Raw genomic sequence first — 17579 nt, forward strand, 5'->3', positions numbered from 1 at the left:
TCCCGCGCGCAGGAGCCGAGAACAACTCCTACGTCTACGACGCGCTGCGCGCCGGTCCGGCGCCCGGGACCGTTCCCAGGCGGTGATCGCGGCGCACGAGGCCGGGTTTCTGAGGAGCCGATGAGAAAACGGGACGGAAGGGAACGTTCCGGCCGGTGCCGCTCGTCTGTAAGGCGGGATGAACAAGACGATCAGGCGCGCGTCGGTCTTCGCGCTGCTCCTGGTGCTGGTCCTGCTGGTCAGGGCCACCTGGGTGCAGTTCTACAAGGGCCAGGCGCTCGCGGACGACAAGGACAACCGGCGCAACGCGATCGAGCTGTACAGCGAGCCGCTCGGCAACATCGTCGTGGCCGGCGACTCGGTGACCGGCTCGGCCCGGACGACGAGCGGCGACCTCAGATACAAGCGGACGTACAAGGACGGCGCCCTGTACGCGGCGGTGACGGGCTACAGCTCGCAGGTGTACGGCGCCACCCAGCTGGAGGGGATCTACCAGGACCTGCTGGACGGCACCGACACCCGGCTGAAGACCGTGATGGACACGGTCACCAACCAGCGTGCCGACCCGGGTGACGTGATCACGACGATCGACCCGGCCGCCCAGCGGGCGGCCTACGAGGCGCTGGGCGACAAGAAGGGCGCCGCCGTCGCGATCGACCCGGGGACCGGGAGGATCCTGGCCGTCGTCTCGACCCCGTCGTACGACCCGTCGGAGATCACCGCGGGCAACCCGGAGGTCTGGACACAGCTCACCGAGGACGACGAGGACAAGCCGATGACCAACCGGGCGCTGCGCCAGCCGCTGCCGCCCGGCTCCACCTTCAAGCTGGTCGTCGCGGCGGCCGCGCTGGAGGACGGGCTGTACGCGTCGGTGGACGACAGGACGGACAGCCCCGACCCGTACCCCCTGCCGCAGTCCTCCAGCAACCTCACCAACGAGAACCCGAACGCGCCCTGCGAGAACGCCTCGATCCGGGTGGCGCTCCAGTACTCCTGCAACAACGTCTTCGGCAAGATGGCCGTCGACCTGGGCCAGGACAAGGTCCGCGAGATGGCGGAGAGGTTCGGGTTCAACGACGGCGAGCAGGACGTTCCGGTGCGCGCGTACGAGAGCGTGTACCCGAAGGAGATGGACAAGGCGCAGACCGCCCTGTCCGGCATCGGCCAGTTCGACGTGACCGCGACGCCGCTCCAGATCGCGATGGTGTCTGCGGCCATCGCCAACGGCGGGGAGCTGGTCGAGCCGCACATGGTCTCGAAGATCACCGACCACAGCGGCGACGTGCTGGAGGACTACGACGACAACGCCTCCAGCAAGGAGATCGTGAGCTCCGACACCGCCGAGCAGTTGCAGTCGGCGATGCAGACGGTCGTCGCGGAGGGCACGGGGTCGAACGCGCAGATCTCCGGCGCCACCGTGGGCGGCAAGACGGGCACGGCCCAGCACGGCGAGAACAACAGCAAGACGCCGTACGCCTGGTTCACCTCGTACGCCAAGTCCGGCTCCTCAAACAAGGAGGTCGCGGTGGCGGTGGTGGTCGAGCAGTCCGACGCGGCGCGCTCGGAGGTCAGCGGCAACGGGCTGGCGGCGCCGGTGGCCAAGGCCGTCATGGAGGCGGTGCTGCGGTAGGAGAGGGGGCGGCCACCGGACTCTGCCGGTGAATGACGACGGTGAGGGACGCCGGGGCGGCGATCGGTCCGCCGCGAGTGCGGGAACCGTCGAGGGCGGCCCCGGGAACTCGCCGCACCGTGGCGCCCGGCCTCACCTGCCCCGGTGCCACTGCGGGTCCCGGCCGCTCAGGCCGACCGCCCGGTCCAGCAGTGGCGCGTCCTGGGGGACGGTGACGACGGGGCCGAAGAGGCTGCCGTCGCGGACCGTCTCCTCGGCCGCCGCGAGCAGGAAGCCGTACGACGCGCGCAGCGCCGCCGGGTCGGGTTCGCAGGGCTGGCCGGTGGCGCGGGCCAGGTCCCAGGCGTGGATCAGCAGCTCGTCGGCCGCGATCACACCCGCGAGGTCGCCGGGCAGGTCCACGCCGCCCGCGCGGGTCATGCCGGTCCAGGCGGCCGGGTCGCGCCAGGCGTCGGCGAGTTCGTCGAGGGCCTTGGGCAACTCCTCACGCCAGCCCGGGCCGATGTCCGGCACGGTCGTGTCCGGGCTGGTGTCGGTCGTCGGGCCGAGGGCCTTGCGGCCCGCGTCCCGGAAGGCGACGGAGAGCCCCAGCAGATGCCCCAAAAGGTGGCGCACCGCCATCTTCGGGCACGGCGTCGGGTCCGCGAGCTGCTCGTCGACGACACCGGCGGCGAGGTGCGCGACGATCCGGGTCTGCGGGCCGAGGTCGAGGGTGGTCAGGTCGGTCATCGGTGCTCCTCCAAGAAGGTGTCCTGGGAGGTAGACGGAGGACGGCGCCGGAAGTCATCGATCGCGGGCCGGATTTCTACGGCATCTTCCCGATCCGGTCCCCCGGGCCTTGGACCCACCATGACCAGGCATGACCGCTACACATGACAACGGCGACACCGGCGGCGTGCCCCGGCGTCCGCCGGCCGACCGCGACGCCGCCCTCTGCCTCGGCGGCGTGGTGGTCTCGGGCGTCGGCACCTCGGCACTGTGGCTGGCCTCCGGTGTCTGGGTGAAGGAACTCACCGGTTCGGACGGCCTCGCCGCGCTGAGCCTGCTCGCCCTGTGGGCACCCGTCCTCGCCGGCCCGGTCCTTGGCACCCTGGCCGACCGTGTCCGCCGCAAACCCCTGCTGATCGCCGCCAGCCTGCTGATGGCGGCGATCCTGCCCACTCTGCTGCTGGTGGACTCCCCGGCGGACGTGTGGCTGCTGTTCGCCGTCCTGTTCGTCCACGGCACGGCAGGTGTGGTGCAGGACGCCGCCGAGTCGGCACTCGTGGCGTCCGCGCTCGACCCGGCCCGGCTCGGCGGCTTCAACGGTCTGCGGACGACCCTCAACGAGGGCGTGAAGCTGATCGCCCCGCTGGCCGGGGCCGGCATCTACGCGGCGTACGGCGGGGCGGGCGTGGCTCTGCTGGACGCCGCCACGTTCGCGCTGGCGGCGGTCCTGTACGCGGCCCTGCGGGTCCGGGAGAGCCCGCCCGCCAAGGGCCGGCGCGCGCCCATGTCCGAGGGTGTCCGGCAGCTGTGGGCGCACCCGCGCCTGCGGCCGCTCGTTCTCGCCGGCGGCACGGCCATGCTCCTCGCCGGCCTCAACGGCGCCCTGCTGTACGCCGTCGTGGAGGGGCTGGGGCGCCCCCCGGCGTACGCCGGTGTCCTCGCCGCCCTCCAAGGGCTCGGGTCGGTCGCGGCCGGCCTTGCCTCCGGCCCCGCCCTGCGCCGTCTCGGTGAGCGCCGGTTCGCGGCGGCCGGGATCGCGCTCACCGGCGTCGCGGTCGCGCTGCGGGCGGTGCCGCACGAGCCGGCGGCATGGGCGGGCAGCGTGGCGATCGGCGCCGGGCTGCCCTGTGTGCTGATCGCCGCCCTGACCGCCGTGCAGCAACAGACCCCGGGCGCCCTGCTGGGCCGTACGGCGGCCTCGGCGAGCACCCTGTTGTTCGCCCCCAACGTGCTGGGGCTCGCGGCGGGGGCGGTCCTGGTGGAGTTGCTCCCCCACCGGCCGCTGCTGGTCCTGCTCGGGCTGGCGCTGCTCCTGACTCCGCTTCAGCTGCCGTTGAGCGCCTGCCGTACCGCCGCCAGGTCGCCGTCGGACGCCAACCCGGCGTGATAGAGACGCAGTTCCGTGGCCCCGAGCGTACGCGCGCGTGCGGCGTCCTCGGCCAGGGTGCCGGGGCGCCCGCCCATCCCGGAGACCACGGTGAAGTTGGCGGCGAGCACGGCACCCTCGGGGGCCCGCTCGGCGAACGGGGTCAGCAGGCCCGCCCCTGCCGTGCACGGCACGACCACGCCGTCCGCGACGGACAGGATGTGGCCCGGGTCCACGCCCGCGTTGGCACCGCAGTGGTACGACACGGGGTCCGCGTGCAGCAGGATCTGGAAGCCGTCGGGCGCGGCGGCGCGGACCGCCGCGACCACCGCCTCCTGGAGGCCGCGTGCCGTGTCGTCGCGCCACGCGCGCGTGGCGGTGGCCAGGGTCTCGCCGAGCAGCCTCTCGACGCCCGCCCAGCCTCCGTCGCAGGGCGCGCCCCGCCACACCGGCTCCAGCGCGGTCCGTACGGCGCCGGCCAGCTGGACCGGGTCGGGGCCCTGTGCGGCGTAGCCCGCCCGGCAGGCGGGGCAGAAGCACAGCGACATCAGGTACTGGGCGGCGTCCCCGAGGGCGACGCCCGCGGTCTTGTCGTGGGTGTGCAGATGGGCGAGGCCGTACCAGCCGAGGGACTCCAGCTCGGTGCCTCGCGCGCCCGGCCGTACGGCGGCCTCGGCGGCCAGCTCGACGAGGTACGCGCGCGTGGCGGGCTGCGCGACACAGGGTGCCCAGGGGTAGCGGTCGCCGTAGGCGTTGACGACGGAGGTGTCCGGATGTTCGTCGCCCAGACGTGAGTTGTGTGCGAGGACCACCCAGGTGTGCGCCTGGAGGCCGGCGTCCGCGAGGGCGGCCGCCGCCTCGCCGTACGCGTCGCCGGGCGCCCAGCCGCCGGCCGGGTAGGGGCGCAGGGGGCGGCCCTTCCAGCGGGCGTCGCCGGGTGGGTAGAGCACGGCGGCGTGCCCGGCGGTGACGACGCGGTGGCGGGGGTGGCGGGGCGTGAGGGCGCGCGTGGAGTGGTAGGCGGCGGCGAGCGTCACCTGGTCCACGCCGAGTGCGGCGATCCGTTCCGGGGCCCGCGGGTCCCCGTTGACGTCCCAGGGGTAGACGAACGCCGACGCCTTCACGGGCCCTCCGCCAGCAGCGCGTGGCCCCGGTCGATCAGCTGGGCGAGCTGCTTGACGTGGTCCTCGCCCGGTTCGTGCAGCGGGGGCCGCACTTCGCCCACGTCCAGCCCGCGCAGCCGCACGCCCGCCTTGACGAGGGAGACGGCGTAGCCGTGGCCCTGGGCGCGCAGTTCGACGAAGGGCCGGTAGAAGCCGTCCAGCAGGCGGTGGGCGGTGTGGTCGTCACCGGATCCGAGGGCCGCGTGGAAGGCGAGGGCGATCTCCGGGGCGAAGCAGAAGACGGCCGAGGAGTAGAGCGGGACGCCCACGGCGCGGTAGGCGAGCTGGGTCAGCTCGGCGGTCGGCAGTCCGTTGAAGTACAGGAAGCCGCCGGGGACCTCGGTGCGTACGGCGCTCACGATCCGCTGCATCAGGTCCAGGTCCCCGAGTCCGTCCTTCAGTCCGATGATCCCGTCCGTGCGGGCGAGTTCGGCGACGGTCCCCGGGGTGAAGACGGCGTTGTCGCGCTGGTAGACGACGACCGGCAGCGCGGTGGCCGAGGCGACCTCCCGGTAGTGCCGCAGCAGGCCCTGCTGCCCGGCGACGACGAGGTACGGAGGCATGGCGAGCAGCCCGTCCGCTCCGGCCCGTTCGGCGAGCCGGGCGTAGCGTACGGCGAGCGCGGTGCCGTATCCGGCGCCCGCGACCACCGGTACGCGCCCCGCCGTCTCCTCCACGGCCGCCCGTACGCAGGTCTCGAACTCCTCCGGCGTGAGCGCGTGGAACTCCCCGGTGCCGCAGCAGGCGAAGACGGCGGCGGCCCCGGCCTCGACTCCCTGGCGGACGTGGGCCCGGTAGGCGTCGAGGTGCGGGGAGCCGTCCGGTCCGAAGGCGGTGACCGGGAAGAACAGCGGCCCGCTGGGAACGCTGAGGCGGGCGGCGAGCGGAGCTGGCGTCACGGGTTCTCCAAGGTCCATATTCATGTTTCACGTCCACATCCCTGAACATGCTCACGCTATGGTGGTCACCCAGGAGGGGTCAAGCAGGTCAACCCCCGATGCACCAGCGGATTCCGTGCCTCCGCAGGCGCCTTGACGGGTGCGGCCGCGCTCCCTAGCGTGGCGTGTCCATGCATGTGAATATCGTGCAGGCATACGGCCGGTTGGCCCCGCCACGCGCTCTTGCCGCTCGTTCATGAGACCCCGCAAGGAGACCCGAGGATGCCCGCTCCCCGCATCGTTCTGCTCACCGGCGCCGCCGGCGGCCTCGGCACCCTGATGCGGGGCCTGCTCCCGGCCCACGGGTACACGCTGCGCCTGTTCGATCAGCGCCCCGTCGAGGACGCGCCGGACGCGATCACCGCGGACCTGGCCGACCGGGCGGCCCTGCGCGAGGCCGTGCGGGGCGTCGACGCGATCATCCACCTCGCGGGCATCTCCCTGGAAGCCTCCTTCGAGAAGATCCTCAAGGCCAACATCGAGGGCACCTACAACCTGTACGAGGCCGCCCGCGAGGAGGGGGTTGCGCGGGTGGTCTTCGCCTCCTCCAACCACGCGGTGGGCTACACCCCGCGCCCCCAGGCCGGCGACCCGCTGATCGAAGTCGGCACCCCGCGCCGCCCCGACACCTTCTACGGCCTGTCCAAGTCCTTCGGCGAGGACCTCGCGCAGTTCTACTGGGACAAGTACGGCGTGGAGACCGTCTCCGTCCGCATCGGCTCCTGCTTCCCGGAGCCGACCGGCGTGCGGATGCTCTCGCTGTGGATGAGCCCCGCCGACGGCGCCCGCCTCTTCCACGCCGCCCTGACCGCCGAGGACGTCGGCCACACGGTCGTCTACGGCTCCTCCGCCAACACCCGCCTGTGGTGGGACCTGTCCACCGCGCGGGCGCTCGGCTACGCACCGCAGGACGACTCCGAGCCGTACGCCGAGAAGCTGATCGCCGAAGAGGGCGAGCTGGAGGCCGGCAACGAGGCGCACGCGTACCTGGGCGGCCACTTCGTGACGGACCCGCCGATCTGGCCGTACTGACGAGATCCCGACCCCGGCAGGGGCGGGCGGGCAGGAAACGGGCCCGCCCGCTCCCCCATGCGGGCACAGCTCACGATGCGGTCCGGCAGCACCCCAGGGGCGCGGGGAACTACGCGACCAGCCACAACGCACCCGCGGACGACACACGCCCCCGCGCCCCGCAACCGGCCGCCCCCAAGACCGAACGGGCACACCCGGGCACCATCACTCCCCTGACAGACCTGGTCAGCACCTCGCACCCGCTGTAGAACTTCCCCCATGGGCCCGAACGGGCAACGGGGCGAGAAGGCGGGTGACAGGGATGAACCGAACCGCGGAGGAACGGCAGCGCGAGATCGTGCGCGCCGCGCGGGCGGCCGGCTCCGTCGACGTCACGGCGCTCGCCACCCAGCTCGGCGTGGCCAAGGAGACCGTACGGCGGGATCTGCGCGCCCTGGAGGACCACGGGCTGGTCCGCCGCACCCACGGCGGTGCCTACCCCGTGGAGAGCGCCGGATTCGAGACCACCCTCGCCTTCCGCGCCACCAGCCACGTCCCCGAGAAGCGCCGGATCGCGGCCGCCGCGGCCGAGCTGCTCGGGGACGCCGAGACGGTCTTCGTCGACGAGGGCTTCACCCCGCAGCTCATCGCCGAGGCGCTCCCCAAGGACCGGCCGCTGACCGTGGTCACGGCGTCCCTGCCGGTGGCGGGCGCGCTCGCCGAGGTGGAGGGCTTCTCGGTGCTGCTGCTCGGCGGCCGGGTCCGCCCGGGCACACTGGCCGCCGTCGACCACTGGACGACGAAGATGCTCGCCGGCTTCGTCGTCGACCTCGCCTACATCGGCGCCAACGGCATCTCCCGGGAGCACGGCCTGACCACTCCCGACCCCGCGGTGAGCGAGGTCAAGGCGCAGGCGGTGCGGGCCGCGCGGCGCACGGTCTTCGCGGGTGTGCACACCAAGTTCGGCGCGGTCAGCTTCTGCCGGTTCGCCGAGGTCGGCGCGCTGGAGACGATCGTCACCAGCACCCTGCTGCCCACCGCCGAGGCACACCGCTACTCGCTGCTCGGCCCCCAGGTCATCCGCGTCTGAGATTCCGGCGCACCCCCTCCACAGGGCGCCGCACGCCCTTCAACACCCCTTATCTCCCCATATGTTCAGGAGCGATGCATGCGAACCCAGAGCCGACGGAGGCCGCGGGCCACGCTCGCCGCGGCCGCCGCAGGGACGCTGCTCTGCCCGCTGATCTCCGGCTGCTGGGCCGGAGCGGGCGGGGCAGGATCCGGCGGCGACTCGATCAACGTCCTGATGGTCAACAACCCCCAGATGGTCGAGCTCCAGAAGCTCACCGCCGCCCACTTCACCAAGGACACCGGCATCAAGGTGAACTTCACCGTGCTGCCGGAGAACGACGTCCGCGACAAGATCAGCCAGGACTTCGCCAACCAGGCGGGCCAGTACGACGTCGCCACCCTCTCCAACTACGAGATACCGATCTACGCCCGCACCGGCTGGCTGAAGGAGATGGACTCCTACGTCGCCGAGGACCCCGCGTACGACGAGCAGGACGTCCTGAAGCCGATGCGCCAGTCCCTGACCGGCGACGACGGCAAACTCTACGGTCAGCCCTTCTACGGCGAGTCGTCCTTCCTCATGTACCGCAAGGACGTGTTCGAGCAGCAGGGCCTGACGATGCCCGCGCACCCCACGTGGACCCAGATCGCGGACCTGGCCGCGAAGGTCGACGGCGCCGGGTCCGGCATGAAGGGCATCTGCCTGCGCGGCCTGCCCGGCTGGGGCGAGGTCATGGCACCGCTGACGACCGTGGTGAACACCTTCGGCGGCACCTGGTTCGACGAGGACTGGAAGGCCCGGCTCGACTCCCCCGAGTGGGAGAAGGCGACGAAGTTCTACGTCGGCCTGGTCCGCCGGCACGGCCAGTCCGGCGCGGCCCAGTCCGGCTTCGCCGAGTGCCTCAACAACATGACCCAGGGCAAGGTCGCCATGTGGTACGACGCCACCTCCGCGGCCGGTTCCCTGGAGGCCACCGGCTCCCCCGTCAAGGGCAAGGTCGGCTACGCCCCGGCGCCGGTCGAGCGGACCGAGTCCTCCGGCTGGCTCTACACCTGGGCCTGGGGCATCCAGCAGGCGTCCCGCAACACCGACAAGGCCTGGCAGTTCGTCTCCTGGGCGTCCAGCAAGGAGTACGAGCAGCTGGTCGGCGACGAGATCGGCTGGTCGAACATCCCGGCGGGCAAGCGGGCGTCGACGTACACGAATCCCGACTACCGCGCCGAGGCCGCCGCCTTCCAGGAGATGACGAAGGAGGCCATCGAGGGCACCCGGCCGGACGACCCGGGCGTGCAGCCGCGGCCCGCGCCCGGCATCCAGTTCGTCGGCATCCCCGAGTTCACCGACCTCGGCACCAAGGTCTCCCTGGAGATCAGCGCGGCCATCGCCGGACGCCAGTCCGTCGACGCGGCACTGAAGAAGTCCCAGCAGCTCGCCGAGCGCATCTCCGAGGAGTACGAGGGACGATGACCGCCACCACCACGGCCCCCGTGGCCGCACCGTCCGCACCCACGAGGAATCGCGAGCCGTCGGGCCGCCTGCGCGCCTGGGCCACCCGGGCGCCGCTCCTGCCCGCCCTGATCTTCATGATCGTCGTGACCCAGCTGCCGTTCGTGGCCACGCTGGTGATCTCCTTCTTCGACTGGAACGCCCTCTACCCCGACGCCCGCCGCTTCACGGGTGCCGACAACTACCGCCACGTCCTGACCGACGCCGCCCTGCGCGACTCGGTGTGGACGACGATCCTGCTGACCGTGACCGTCGTCCTGGTCAGTCTGCTCCTCGGCCTGCTGCTGGCGCTGCTGCTGGACCGAAGGTTCAAGGGCCGGGGCGTGGTGCGCACCCTGCTGATCGCGCCCTTCCTGGTCGTCCCCGTCGCGGCGGCGCTGCTGTGGAAGCATGTGCTGTACAACCCTGAATACGGCTTGCTCAACGGGCTGTTGCACTATGTGGGCGGCCCACAGCCGGACTGGATCTCCGACACCCCGCTGCTCGCGGTCGAGGCGTCCCTCGTCTGGCAGTGGACCCCGTTCATGATGCTGATCGTCCTGGCCGGCCTGCAGAGCCGCGACCCGCAGCAGATCGAGGCCGCGCGGGTGGACGGGGCGAGCGACTGGCAGATCTTCCGCCACCTCACGTTCCCGCATCTGCGCCGCTATCTCGAACTCGGCGCCCTGCTCGGCTCGATCTACATCGTGCAGAACTTCGACGCGGTCTTCACCATCACGTCCGGCGGCCTGGGCACCGCGAACCTCCCCTACACCGTCTACCAGAGCTTCTACCAGGCCCATGAGAACGGCCTCGCCTCGGCCGCCGGCGTCCTGGTGGTCATCGGCTCGATCATCATCGCGACCTTCGCCCTGCGCGTGGTGTCGTCCCTGTTCCGCGAGGAGGTGAAGCGCGGATGAGCGGCACCGCCGTACGCGTCCGTCGTATCCCCCGTAAGGGCACCGGCCTGAGCCTGGTGGCCTGGCTGGCCGGCGTCGTCTTCTTCCTGCCCATCGCGTGGATGGCCCTGACGTCCTTCCACTCCGAGCAGGACGCGGCGACCAACCCGCCGTCCTTCGGCGCCCCACTCACCCTCGACGGCTACCGCGAGTTCTTCGGCGCCGGTGGCGGGGCCGGCCCCTGGCCGTCCCTGATCAACTCGACGGTGGCGTCGCTGACGTCGACGCTGCTGGTCCTGCTGCTGGCACTGCCCGCCGCGTACGCGCTGTCGATCCGCCGGGTGCGCAGGTGGACGGACGTGCTGTTCTTCTTCCTCTCCACGAAGATGCTGCCGGTGGTGGCGGGCCTGCTGCCGATCTACCTGTTCGCCAGGAACGCCGGTCTGCTCGACAACATCTGGCTGCTGGTCGTGCTCTACACCTCCATGAACCTGCCGATCGCGGTGTGGATGATGCAGTCGTTCCTGGCCGAGGTCCCGGTGGCGGTGATCGAGGCGGCCCGTGTGGACGGTGCCCGCCTGCCGACGGTGCTGGCCCGGGTGATCGCCCCGATGGCGCTGCCCGGAATCGCCGCCACCGCCCTGATCTGCTTCATCTTCAGCTGGAACGAGCTGCTGTTCGCACGGGTCCTCACAGGGGTGGTGGCCGAGACCGCCCCCGTCTTCCTGACCGGCTTCATCACCAGCCAGGGCCTGTTCCTGGCCAAGGTGTGCGCCGCGTCGCTCGTCATCTCCCTGCCGGTACTCGCCGCGGGGTTCGCCGCCCAGGACAAGCTGGTCCAGGGCCTGTCGCTGGGAGCCGTGAAATGAAGGCCGCCGTCATCGAGTCCGTGGGCAGGGCCGTCGTCGCCGAGGTCCCGGACCCGGCCCCGGGCCCGCGCGAGGTCGTCGTGCAGGTCGCCGCCTGCGGCCTGTGCGGCACCGACCTGCACATCCTCCAGGGCGAGTTCGCGCCCGAGCTGCCGATCGTGCCCGGCCACGAGTTCGCGGGTGAGGTGGTGGCCGTAGGCACCCGGGTCACCGAGGTGGCACCCGGCGACCAGGTGGCCGTCGACCCCTCCCTGTACTGCTACGAGTGCCGCTACTGCCGCGCCGGCCACAACAACCTGTGCGAACGGTGGGCCGCGATCGGCGTGACCACCGCGGGCGGCGCCGCCCAGTACGCGGTCGCCCCCGTCGCCAACTGTGCGAAGCTGCCCGAGCACATCCGCACCCAGGACGCGGCGCTGGTCGAGCCGCTGTCGTGCGCGGTCCGCGGCTACGACGTCCTGCGGTCCCGCCTCGGCGCCCATGTCCTGATCTACGGTTCGGGCACGATGGGCCTGATGATGCTGGAGCTGGCCAAGCGCACGGGCGCGGCGAGCGTGGACGTGGTCGACGTGAACCCGGCCCGGCTGGAGACCGCCCGGCAGCTGGGCGTGTCGGCGTCGGCGGTGACCGCCGACGAGCTGGACCGGCCGCAGGGCTGGGACGTGGTGGTGGACGCCACCGGGAACGCCGCGGCGATCCAGGACGGCCTGGACCGCGTGGCCAAGGCGGGCACGTTCCTCCAGTTCGGCGTGGCGCACCACGCGACGCGGGTGACGATCGACCCGTACCGGATCTACAACCAGGAGATCACCATCACCGGCTCCATGGCCGTCCTGCACAGCTTCGAACGCGCGGCCGAGCTGTTCGCCAACGGCGTCCTGGACCCCGACGTCTTCATCAGCGACCGCCTGCCGCTGAGCAGCTACCCGCAGGCGCTGGAGCAGTTCGCGTCGGGGGTGGGCAGGAAGATCGTGGTGGTGCCGTAGCGGCACGTGCCGGGCGGCGCGAAAACCGGTGGGCCCCAAGGCCCTCCCGGCCCTACCCTGCCGCACATGCCCCAGCCACACGGTTTCCGCTACGACGTCCACCCGGAGGGCACGGTCGTGGTCACCCACCACGGCCGCGCCGCCGCCGCCCTGCGCGGCCCGCGCGCCGACCGGTTCCTCGCCGAGATCGACGCCGGCGACCCGCAGCTCGTCATGGCCCGCTGGACGGGAAACTACCGCCGTGGCAACGAACGCACCGCCCGCCTGCACCCCCGTAACCGCCGCTGACCCGATCGGCCGCACGGTAAGGGAACGGTAAAGCGGCCCCGGTCGTTCTCGGGTCATGACCGCTATGACCCCCGGCTCGAACATCCCTCTTTCCACCGCCCGCGTGACGGTGGACGTCGCCGCCCCGGTGCGGCTCGACGTATCGGGCCTGCTGCTCACCGCCGACGGCAAGGTGCGCTCCGACGACGACTTCATCTTCTACAACCAGCCCAGCGGCCCGGGCGTGACCTACCGCTCCGGCGGCGGCACGGCCCCCGACGCCATCACGGTCGACACCACCGCCCTCCCCCCGGGCATCGAGAAGATCGTCGTCACCGCGAGCCCGGACGCGGCGGGCCAGACCTTCCAGGGCGTCGAACCGACGGCCACGATCCGCAACGCGGACGACAACAGCGTCCTGGCCACGTTCACGCCCCCGCAGCTCGGCGCCGAGACGGCACTGGTGGTCGTCGAGATCTACCTGCGCAACGGCGCGTGGAAGGCCCGCGCCGTGGGCCAGGGCTACGCCAACGGCCTGGCCGGCATCGCCACGGACTTCGGCGTGTCGGTGGAGGAGCCGGCCGCCCCCGCCCAGCCGGCCGCCCCGCCCCCGGCCGCCATGCAGCCGCCGGTGGCCCCGCCCGCCCCCGTCATGGACCCCCGCATCGCCGCACCGCCGGCGCCCACCGCGCCCCCGGCCACCCCGCCGGCCCCGGCAGCCCCCGGCGCCGGGAAGATCAACCTCGACAAGGGCCGGGTCAGCCTCCAGAAGAACCAGACGGTCTCCCTGGTCAAGGGCGGCCGCCCGCTGCTCTCCCAGGTCAAGATGGGCCTCGGCTGGGAGCCCGCCTACCGCGGCCGGGACATCGACCTCGACGCCTCGGTCATCGCGTACGGCCCGCAGCGCAACCACATCGACAGCTGCTACTTCGGCAAGCTGCAGATCGTGGGCGGCGCGATCAAGCACTCCGGCGACAACCTCACCGGGGAGGGCGGCGGCGACGACGAGGTGATCGTGGTCGACCTCGGCCGGCTCCCGCAGGAGGTCACCGGCCTGGTCTTCACGGTCAACTCCTTCTCCGGCCAGAAGTTCACCGAGGTCGCCAAGGCCTACTGCCGGCTGATCGACGCCGCCAGCGGCGAGGAGCTCGTCCGCTTCGACCTCACCAACGCGGAGGCACAGACGGGCGTGCTGATGGCCAAGCTGATCCGCCAGTTCTCCGGCGAGTGGGAGATGACCGCCATGGGCGACTTCGTCAAGGCCCGCACGGTCCGCAACATGGTCAAGCCGGCTGCCCAGGCCCTGTAACGAGCGGCGGCACCCGCGCCGGCGCCGGAACGACGGCGGCGGGCGCCCCCACCGGGAGCGCCCGCCGCCCACCCGTACCGCGGTGGCGTCAACCCGCCGCGATCCACGGCCAGTCGGCGTCCCGCGCCGCCTCCAGCAGCGGCACCATCCGGAACGCCGCGTCGGAAAGCCCCGCGAACACATGCCGGTTCCCCGTGCCGGACGGGCCGTGGCCCGCCCGGTACCCGGCGAGGTTCCAGGTGTAGACCGGCATGTTCGCCGGGACCTGCTCGGTGGGGCCGCCGTGGCGGCTGCGGGCGTACTGCTCGTCGGTGACGATCAGCACCCGGTCGTGCGCGAGGTAGTGCCGGCGCACCGCCTCGGTGGTGTCGGTGCCGCCCAGGTCGCCGAAGCGCTCCAGCACCTTGAGCACCGACTCCCCCTCGCGGAACGGCACCCGGTTGCTCATCGTCCCGAACTCGACGAGGTCCGCCTGCGCGGCCCGCAGCGCGAGAGCCGTGCCGAAGATCGCCGCCGCGTCGGCCCGGTTGAGCTCCGACCGGTCGGACAGCCGCGAGCAGAACAGCGAACCCGAGCGGTCGACGAGGACCAGCGTCCGGCCGGGCACCGCCGGCACATTGGCCAGCGAGTGCCCGAGTGCCTGCTCCAGCGGGGAATTCATGGGAAGAGGTAGCCGCCGCCTTCGCACCGGGAGGTGCGTGACGTCGTGATCTCACTGCAGGAGGCGCGGCGGGCGCCTGGCGAGCGAAATTGACTACCGCCGCTGGCGCTTCCAGGGGCCGTTGATGGCCAGCATGATGCCCGGTTCCTGGATGTTGGCGTACAGCGTCTTTCCGTCGGGCGAGAAGGTGACCCCGGTGAACTCGCTGAACTCGGGCTCCTCCTCGGTGCCGATGTTCAGGTCGTTGCGGGCGACGGGGTAGGTACGGCCGCTGTCGGTGGCGCCGAACAGGTGCTGGATCCCCTCGCCGTCCTCGGCGATGATCAGGCCTCCGTAAGGGGAGACGGTGATGTTGTCGGGGCCGTCGAAGGCACCGTCCTTGGACGGGTCCGGGTCGACACCGAGCAGCACCTTCAGGGTGAGGGTGCGGCGCTTGGGGTCGTAGAACCAGACCTGGCCGTCGTGCTGGACGGGGCTCTCCTCACGGGCGTACGAGGAGACGATGTACGCGCCCCCGTCGCCCCACCACATGCCCTCGAGCTTGCGGGCGCGGGTGACCTCGCCCTCGCCGAACTGCTCGCGCACGGAGACCGTCCTCGCGTCGCGGTCCGGGACGTCGATCCAGTCGACGCCGTAGACGGTGCCGACCCTGGTGGCGCGGGAGAGGTCGTCGACGAAGTGGCCGCCGGAGTTGAAGCACCGGGGGGCCTGGAGGACACCGGCGTCGTCGGCGAGGGCGCGGAACCTGCGGGGGCCGTACTCGAAGCCCTTCGGCGGGGTCCAGCGGTAGAACAGGCCGTTGGGCTCGTCGGCGTCCTCGGTGAGGTAGGCGTGGCCCCGCCTGGGGTCGATGACGACGGCCTCGTGGTCGTACCGGCCGAAGAACTTCAGCGGCTTGGGGTCGCGGTTGGCGCGCCGGTCGCGGGGATCGACCTCGAAGACGTAGCCGTGGTCCTTGGTCATGCCGTTCTCGCCGGCCCGGTCGGAGTTCTCCTCGCAGGTCAGCCAGGTGCCCCAGGGGGTGGAGCCGCCGGCGCAGTTGTTGGCGGTGCCGGCGATGCCGACCCACTCGGCGACGCGGCCGTCGTGGCGCACCTCGACGACCGTGCAGCCGCCGGGGGCGGCGGGGTCGTAGACCAGGCCCTCGGTGAGCGGGACGGGGTGGTCGTAGTCGGAGCGTGGGCCGTCCATCTCGTGGTTGTTGACCAGGAGGGTGGTGCCGCGGGGGCCCGCGAAGGCGGCGGTGCCGTCGTGGTCGGCGGGCGTGAACTCGCCCGACTCCAGCTTGGTCCGGCCCGCGTAGGTGAGGATCCGGTACGAGAAGCCGGCGGGCAGGGCGAGGATGCCGTCCGGGTCGGGGAGGAGCGGGCCGTATCCGACCCCGCCGTGCCGGGCGGCGGACTCCTCGCCCGTGGTCTCCGTCTCGGCGGACGCGAGGGCACCCGGCGCGCTGGAGAGGGCGCCGACGCTGCCCGCCAGTGCGACGCCGGTGCCGGCGATCGCGGTGGTCCTGGCGAAGTCCCTGCGAGTGAGCGACATGCTGTCTCCTGTGACGAGGGGAGTGCCGTGGAGGGGTGGGGCGGACCTCGGGTCGGCGCAACGGTGTCGTCCGGCCGTGAACGCCGCTTGAACACCGGGCGACACCGCTGGATGCGCTTGCGTGAATCCGTGACGACCCGTCACCGGCCGGCCACTCGGCCGGGCCGGAACCGCTCCGGACGAGCACTCCCGTCCGTCGGGACAGGCGTCAGCCTCCCTGCTGGGAGCGGGCCTTGAAGGCCGCCTTCCTGGCCTCCTTGGCGATCCTCTTGTCCGGGTGGATGCGCCCCATCGCCTCCAGGACGTCGGCGGTGGCCGGATGGTCGACGCGCCAGGCCGCCGCGAAGAAGCCGCTGTGCTGCTCGGCGAGGCCCTCGACCAGGGCGTGCAGTTCCTCGGAGTTGCCCTCGGCGGCGAGCTGCGCGGCCAGGGTGTCCACGGTGAGCCAGAAGACCATCGCCTCGGACGGGGCGGGAACCTCCGCGCAGCCGTGCTCGGTCAGCCAGACCCGGGCGAGACCGCCCAGCTCGGGGTCGTCCAGCACCTCCCGCAGCGCGGGTTCGGCCTCGATGCCGACGAGGGACAGGGCCTGCTGGCAGCGGAGCCGGCGCAGCGGGGCGCCGGGGTCCGCCCCCCGGGCCGCGGCGAGCAACTCCCGTGCGGCGGCGAGGGATTCGCGGCGGGCCAGCCACTGCTCGGTCTCGGCCTGCGCGGCGCGCGGCCCGAAGGTGGCCGTGCCGTCGAGCAGCGCGTCGGCGCCCTTGTCGGCCAGTTCACCCACGGCCGGCGCCTCGATCCCGGCCTCCAGCAGCCGCGCCCGCAGGCCGTACAGGCCGAGCGGGGTGAGCCGGACCATGCCGTAGCGGGAGATGTCGGTGTCGTCCACGGCGGCCGGCTCCTCGGCGTCGTCGGCCTCCGCCATCAGCGCCTCGTCGACCGGCTGGTACTCCACGAGCCCCACCGTCTCCAGCGTCCGGAACTGGTCGTCCAGCCGCATCATCGCGTCGGACACCTGCTCGAGCACGTCGTTGGTGGGCTCGGCCATGTCGCCCGGCACGATCACCGAGGCGGCCAGCGCGGGCAGCGGCACGGCCGCGGCGCCGGGGCCGTCCTCGCTGACGGTGAGCAGGTAGAGGTTGCCGAGCACGCCGTCGAGGAACACGGATCCCGACTCGGGGTCCCAGTCCAGCGCGGAGGTGCCGGCCTCGCCGCCCTCGTCCATCGCGGCGATCAGGTCGTCGAGGTCGGGCACGCTCGCGTCGGAGAGCACCGTCTCCAGGGCACCCAGCCAGACGGCGAGGACGTCGTGCGGGGAGCCGCCGGTCAGCGGCGCCAGCTCCTCACCCGCCGTGACGGTGCCCGCCTCCTCGTCGAGGATCTCGACCAGGCCGGCGTCCACGGCCACCCGCCAGGCCTCGCTCGCCAGCGCCGCCGCGTCGTCGCCGCCCAGCCCGAGCTCCCCGGCCGCGGCCGGCAGCTGCTCGTCGACCAGTCCGCCCCCGGCGTCCACGCGCGTGGCGGGCCCGGCCCAGCGGGCGAGCCGGACGGCCCGGGACAGCACCGGCGTGGCCAGCGCGTCACGCGCCAGCTCCGCTTCGGAGGACAGCCGCACCGGCGGCAGGAAGGAGCTGTCTGACATCGGGAGGATCTCCTAGGGCGCCTCGAAGGCCGTTCGG

General features: G+C 72.4%; 15 protein-coding genes and 1 pseudogene. 10 read left to right on the forward strand and 6 right to left on the reverse strand.

The genetic code is table 11. The features are described 5' to 3' along the window. Positions 1-178: 178 nt before the first annotated feature. Entirely contained in the window at positions 179-1630 is a 1452-nt protein-coding gene (locus tag ACGF8A_RS24200) for a penicillin-binding transpeptidase domain-containing protein (RefSeq protein WP_393111466.1), read from the forward strand. A 132-nt stretch (positions 1631-1762) separates the two neighbouring features. Here the strand turns inward: ACGF8A_RS24200 and ACGF8A_RS24205 are convergent, their stop codons facing one another. Next, on the reverse strand, positions 1763-2359 hold the full coding sequence (locus ACGF8A_RS24205) for a TIGR03086 family metal-binding protein (protein WP_393111468.1): 597 nt from the start codon (positions 2357-2359) through the stop codon (positions 1763-1765). A gap of 130 nt (positions 2360-2489) precedes the next feature. On the opposite strand from ACGF8A_RS24205, the gene ACGF8A_RS24210 reads away from it, so the two are divergent. Next, on the forward strand, positions 2490-3725 hold the full coding sequence (locus ACGF8A_RS24210) for an MFS transporter (protein ID WP_393111470.1): 1236 nt from the start codon (positions 2490-2492) through the stop codon (positions 3723-3725). Here the strand turns inward: ACGF8A_RS24210 and ACGF8A_RS24215 are convergent. Beyond that, a complete protein-coding gene (locus ACGF8A_RS24215) occupies positions 3662-4828 on the reverse strand; it encodes a hypothetical protein (protein WP_393111472.1) in 1167 nt (388 codons plus the stop codon). The genes ACGF8A_RS24210 and ACGF8A_RS24215 overlap by 64 nt on opposite strands. After that, positions 4825-5766, reverse strand: a complete 942-nt coding sequence (locus tag ACGF8A_RS24220; RefSeq protein ID WP_393111474.1) for a 5-dehydro-4-deoxyglucarate dehydratase — start codon at positions 5764-5766, stop codon at positions 4825-4827. Before ACGF8A_RS24220 ends, ACGF8A_RS24215 begins: the two co-directional genes overlap by 4 nt. 261 nt (positions 5767-6027) lie before the next feature. Here ACGF8A_RS24220 and ACGF8A_RS24225 point away from each other — a divergent pair, with 261 nt between their 5' ends. From ACGF8A_RS24225 to ACGF8A_RS24260, 8 genes are all read left to right on the forward strand, one after another. Further along, positions 6028-6837 (forward strand): NAD-dependent epimerase/dehydratase family protein, encoded by an 810-nt coding sequence (locus ACGF8A_RS24225; protein WP_393111476.1) that lies wholly within the window; start codon positions 6028-6030, stop codon positions 6835-6837. A gap of 301 nt (positions 6838-7138) precedes the next feature. Further along, entirely contained in the window at positions 7139-7906 is a 768-nt protein-coding gene (locus ACGF8A_RS24230) for a DeoR/GlpR family DNA-binding transcription regulator (RefSeq protein ID WP_393111478.1), read from the forward strand. A 78-nt stretch (positions 7907-7984) separates the two neighbouring features. Next, positions 7985-9355, forward strand: a complete 1371-nt coding sequence (locus ACGF8A_RS24235; RefSeq protein ID WP_393111481.1) for an ABC transporter substrate-binding protein — start codon at positions 7985-7987, stop codon at positions 9353-9355. Then, positions 9352-10293: a carbohydrate ABC transporter permease gene (locus ACGF8A_RS24240; RefSeq protein WP_393111483.1), complete on the forward strand. Its 942-nt coding sequence runs from the start codon at positions 9352-9354 to the stop codon at positions 10291-10293. The genes ACGF8A_RS24235 and ACGF8A_RS24240 overlap by 4 nt, the downstream gene beginning before the upstream one ends. Further along, positions 10290-11141: a carbohydrate ABC transporter permease gene (locus ACGF8A_RS24245; protein ID WP_393111484.1), complete on the forward strand. Its 852-nt coding sequence runs from the start codon at positions 10290-10292 to the stop codon at positions 11139-11141. The genes ACGF8A_RS24240 and ACGF8A_RS24245 overlap by 4 nt, the downstream gene beginning before the upstream one ends. Next, on the forward strand, positions 11138-12127 hold the full coding sequence (locus ACGF8A_RS24250) for a zinc-dependent alcohol dehydrogenase family protein (protein WP_393111486.1): 990 nt from the start codon (positions 11138-11140) through the stop codon (positions 12125-12127). Before ACGF8A_RS24245 ends, ACGF8A_RS24250 begins: the two co-directional genes overlap by 4 nt. Before the next feature lie 66 nt (positions 12128-12193). Continuing rightward, positions 12194-12415: a hypothetical protein gene (locus ACGF8A_RS24255; protein ID WP_393111488.1), complete on the forward strand. Its 222-nt coding sequence runs from the start codon at positions 12194-12196 to the stop codon at positions 12413-12415. Positions 12416-12479: 64 nt separating this feature from the next. Beyond that, positions 12480-13703, forward strand: coding sequence for a TerD family protein (locus tag ACGF8A_RS24260; RefSeq protein ID WP_393111576.1), 1224 nt, complete (start codon positions 12480-12482; stop codon positions 13701-13703). Positions 13704-13791: 88 nt separating this feature from the next. Here ACGF8A_RS24260 and ACGF8A_RS24265 read toward each other — a convergent pair. From ACGF8A_RS24265 to ACGF8A_RS24275, 3 genes and pseudogenes are all read right to left on the reverse strand, one after another. Further along, positions 13792-14361 (reverse strand): annotated as a pseudogene (locus ACGF8A_RS24265) (TROVE domain-containing protein); the annotation flags it as partial. A gap of 96 nt (positions 14362-14457) precedes the next feature. Beyond that, positions 14458-15903: an alkaline phosphatase PhoX gene (locus ACGF8A_RS24270; RefSeq protein ID WP_393111490.1), complete on the reverse strand. Its 1446-nt coding sequence runs from the start codon at positions 15901-15903 to the stop codon at positions 14458-14460. Between the two features lie 208 nt (positions 15904-16111). Continuing rightward, on the reverse strand, positions 16112-17542 hold the full coding sequence (locus ACGF8A_RS24275) for a hypothetical protein (protein ID WP_393111492.1): 1431 nt from the start codon (positions 17540-17542) through the stop codon (positions 16112-16114). Between the last annotated feature and the right edge of the window lie 37 nt (positions 17543-17579).

It is taken from the genome of Streptomyces sp. NPDC047706, from assembly GCF_043204795.1.
In the GTDB taxonomy this organism is placed as follows: domain Bacteria; phylum Actinomycetota; class Actinomycetes; order Streptomycetales; family Streptomycetaceae; genus Streptomyces.

What these genes read in the sequence shown, in the direction of transcription:
- ACGF8A_RS24200 (WP_393111466.1), top strand. Translation starts at nt 179, where the DNA reads ATGAACAAGACGATCAGGCGCGCGTCGGTCTTCGCGCTGCTCCTGGTG.
- ACGF8A_RS24205 (WP_393111468.1), bottom strand. Translation starts at nt 2,359, where the DNA reads ATGACCGACCTGACCACCCTCGACCTCGGCCCGCAGACCCGGATCGTC.
- ACGF8A_RS24210 (WP_393111470.1), top strand. Translation starts at nt 2,490, where the DNA reads ATGACCGCTACACATGACAACGGCGACACCGGCGGCGTGCCCCGGCGT.
- ACGF8A_RS24225 (WP_393111476.1), top strand. Translation starts at nt 6,028, where the DNA reads ATGCCCGCTCCCCGCATCGTTCTGCTCACCGGCGCCGCCGGCGGCCTC.
- ACGF8A_RS24230 (WP_393111478.1), top strand. Translation starts at nt 7,139, where the DNA reads ATGAACCGAACCGCGGAGGAACGGCAGCGCGAGATCGTGCGCGCCGCG.
- ACGF8A_RS24235 (WP_393111481.1), top strand. Translation starts at nt 7,985, where the DNA reads ATGCGAACCCAGAGCCGACGGAGGCCGCGGGCCACGCTCGCCGCGGCC.
- ACGF8A_RS24240 (WP_393111483.1), top strand. Translation starts at nt 9,352, where the DNA reads ATGACCGCCACCACCACGGCCCCCGTGGCCGCACCGTCCGCACCCACG.
- ACGF8A_RS24245 (WP_393111484.1), top strand. Translation starts at nt 10,290, where the DNA reads ATGAGCGGCACCGCCGTACGCGTCCGTCGTATCCCCCGTAAGGGCACC.
- ACGF8A_RS24250 (WP_393111486.1), top strand. Translation starts at nt 11,138, where the DNA reads ATGAAGGCCGCCGTCATCGAGTCCGTGGGCAGGGCCGTCGTCGCCGAG.
- ACGF8A_RS24255 (WP_393111488.1), top strand. Translation starts at nt 12,194, where the DNA reads ATGCCCCAGCCACACGGTTTCCGCTACGACGTCCACCCGGAGGGCACG.
- ACGF8A_RS24260 (WP_393111576.1), top strand. Translation starts at nt 12,480, where the DNA reads ATGACCCCCGGCTCGAACATCCCTCTTTCCACCGCCCGCGTGACGGTG.
- ACGF8A_RS24270 (WP_393111490.1), bottom strand. Translation starts at nt 15,903, where the DNA reads ATGTCGCTCACTCGCAGGGACTTCGCCAGGACCACCGCGATCGCCGGC.
- ACGF8A_RS24275 (WP_393111492.1), bottom strand. Translation starts at nt 17,542, where the DNA reads ATGTCAGACAGCTCCTTCCTGCCGCCGGTGCGGCTGTCCTCCGAAGCG.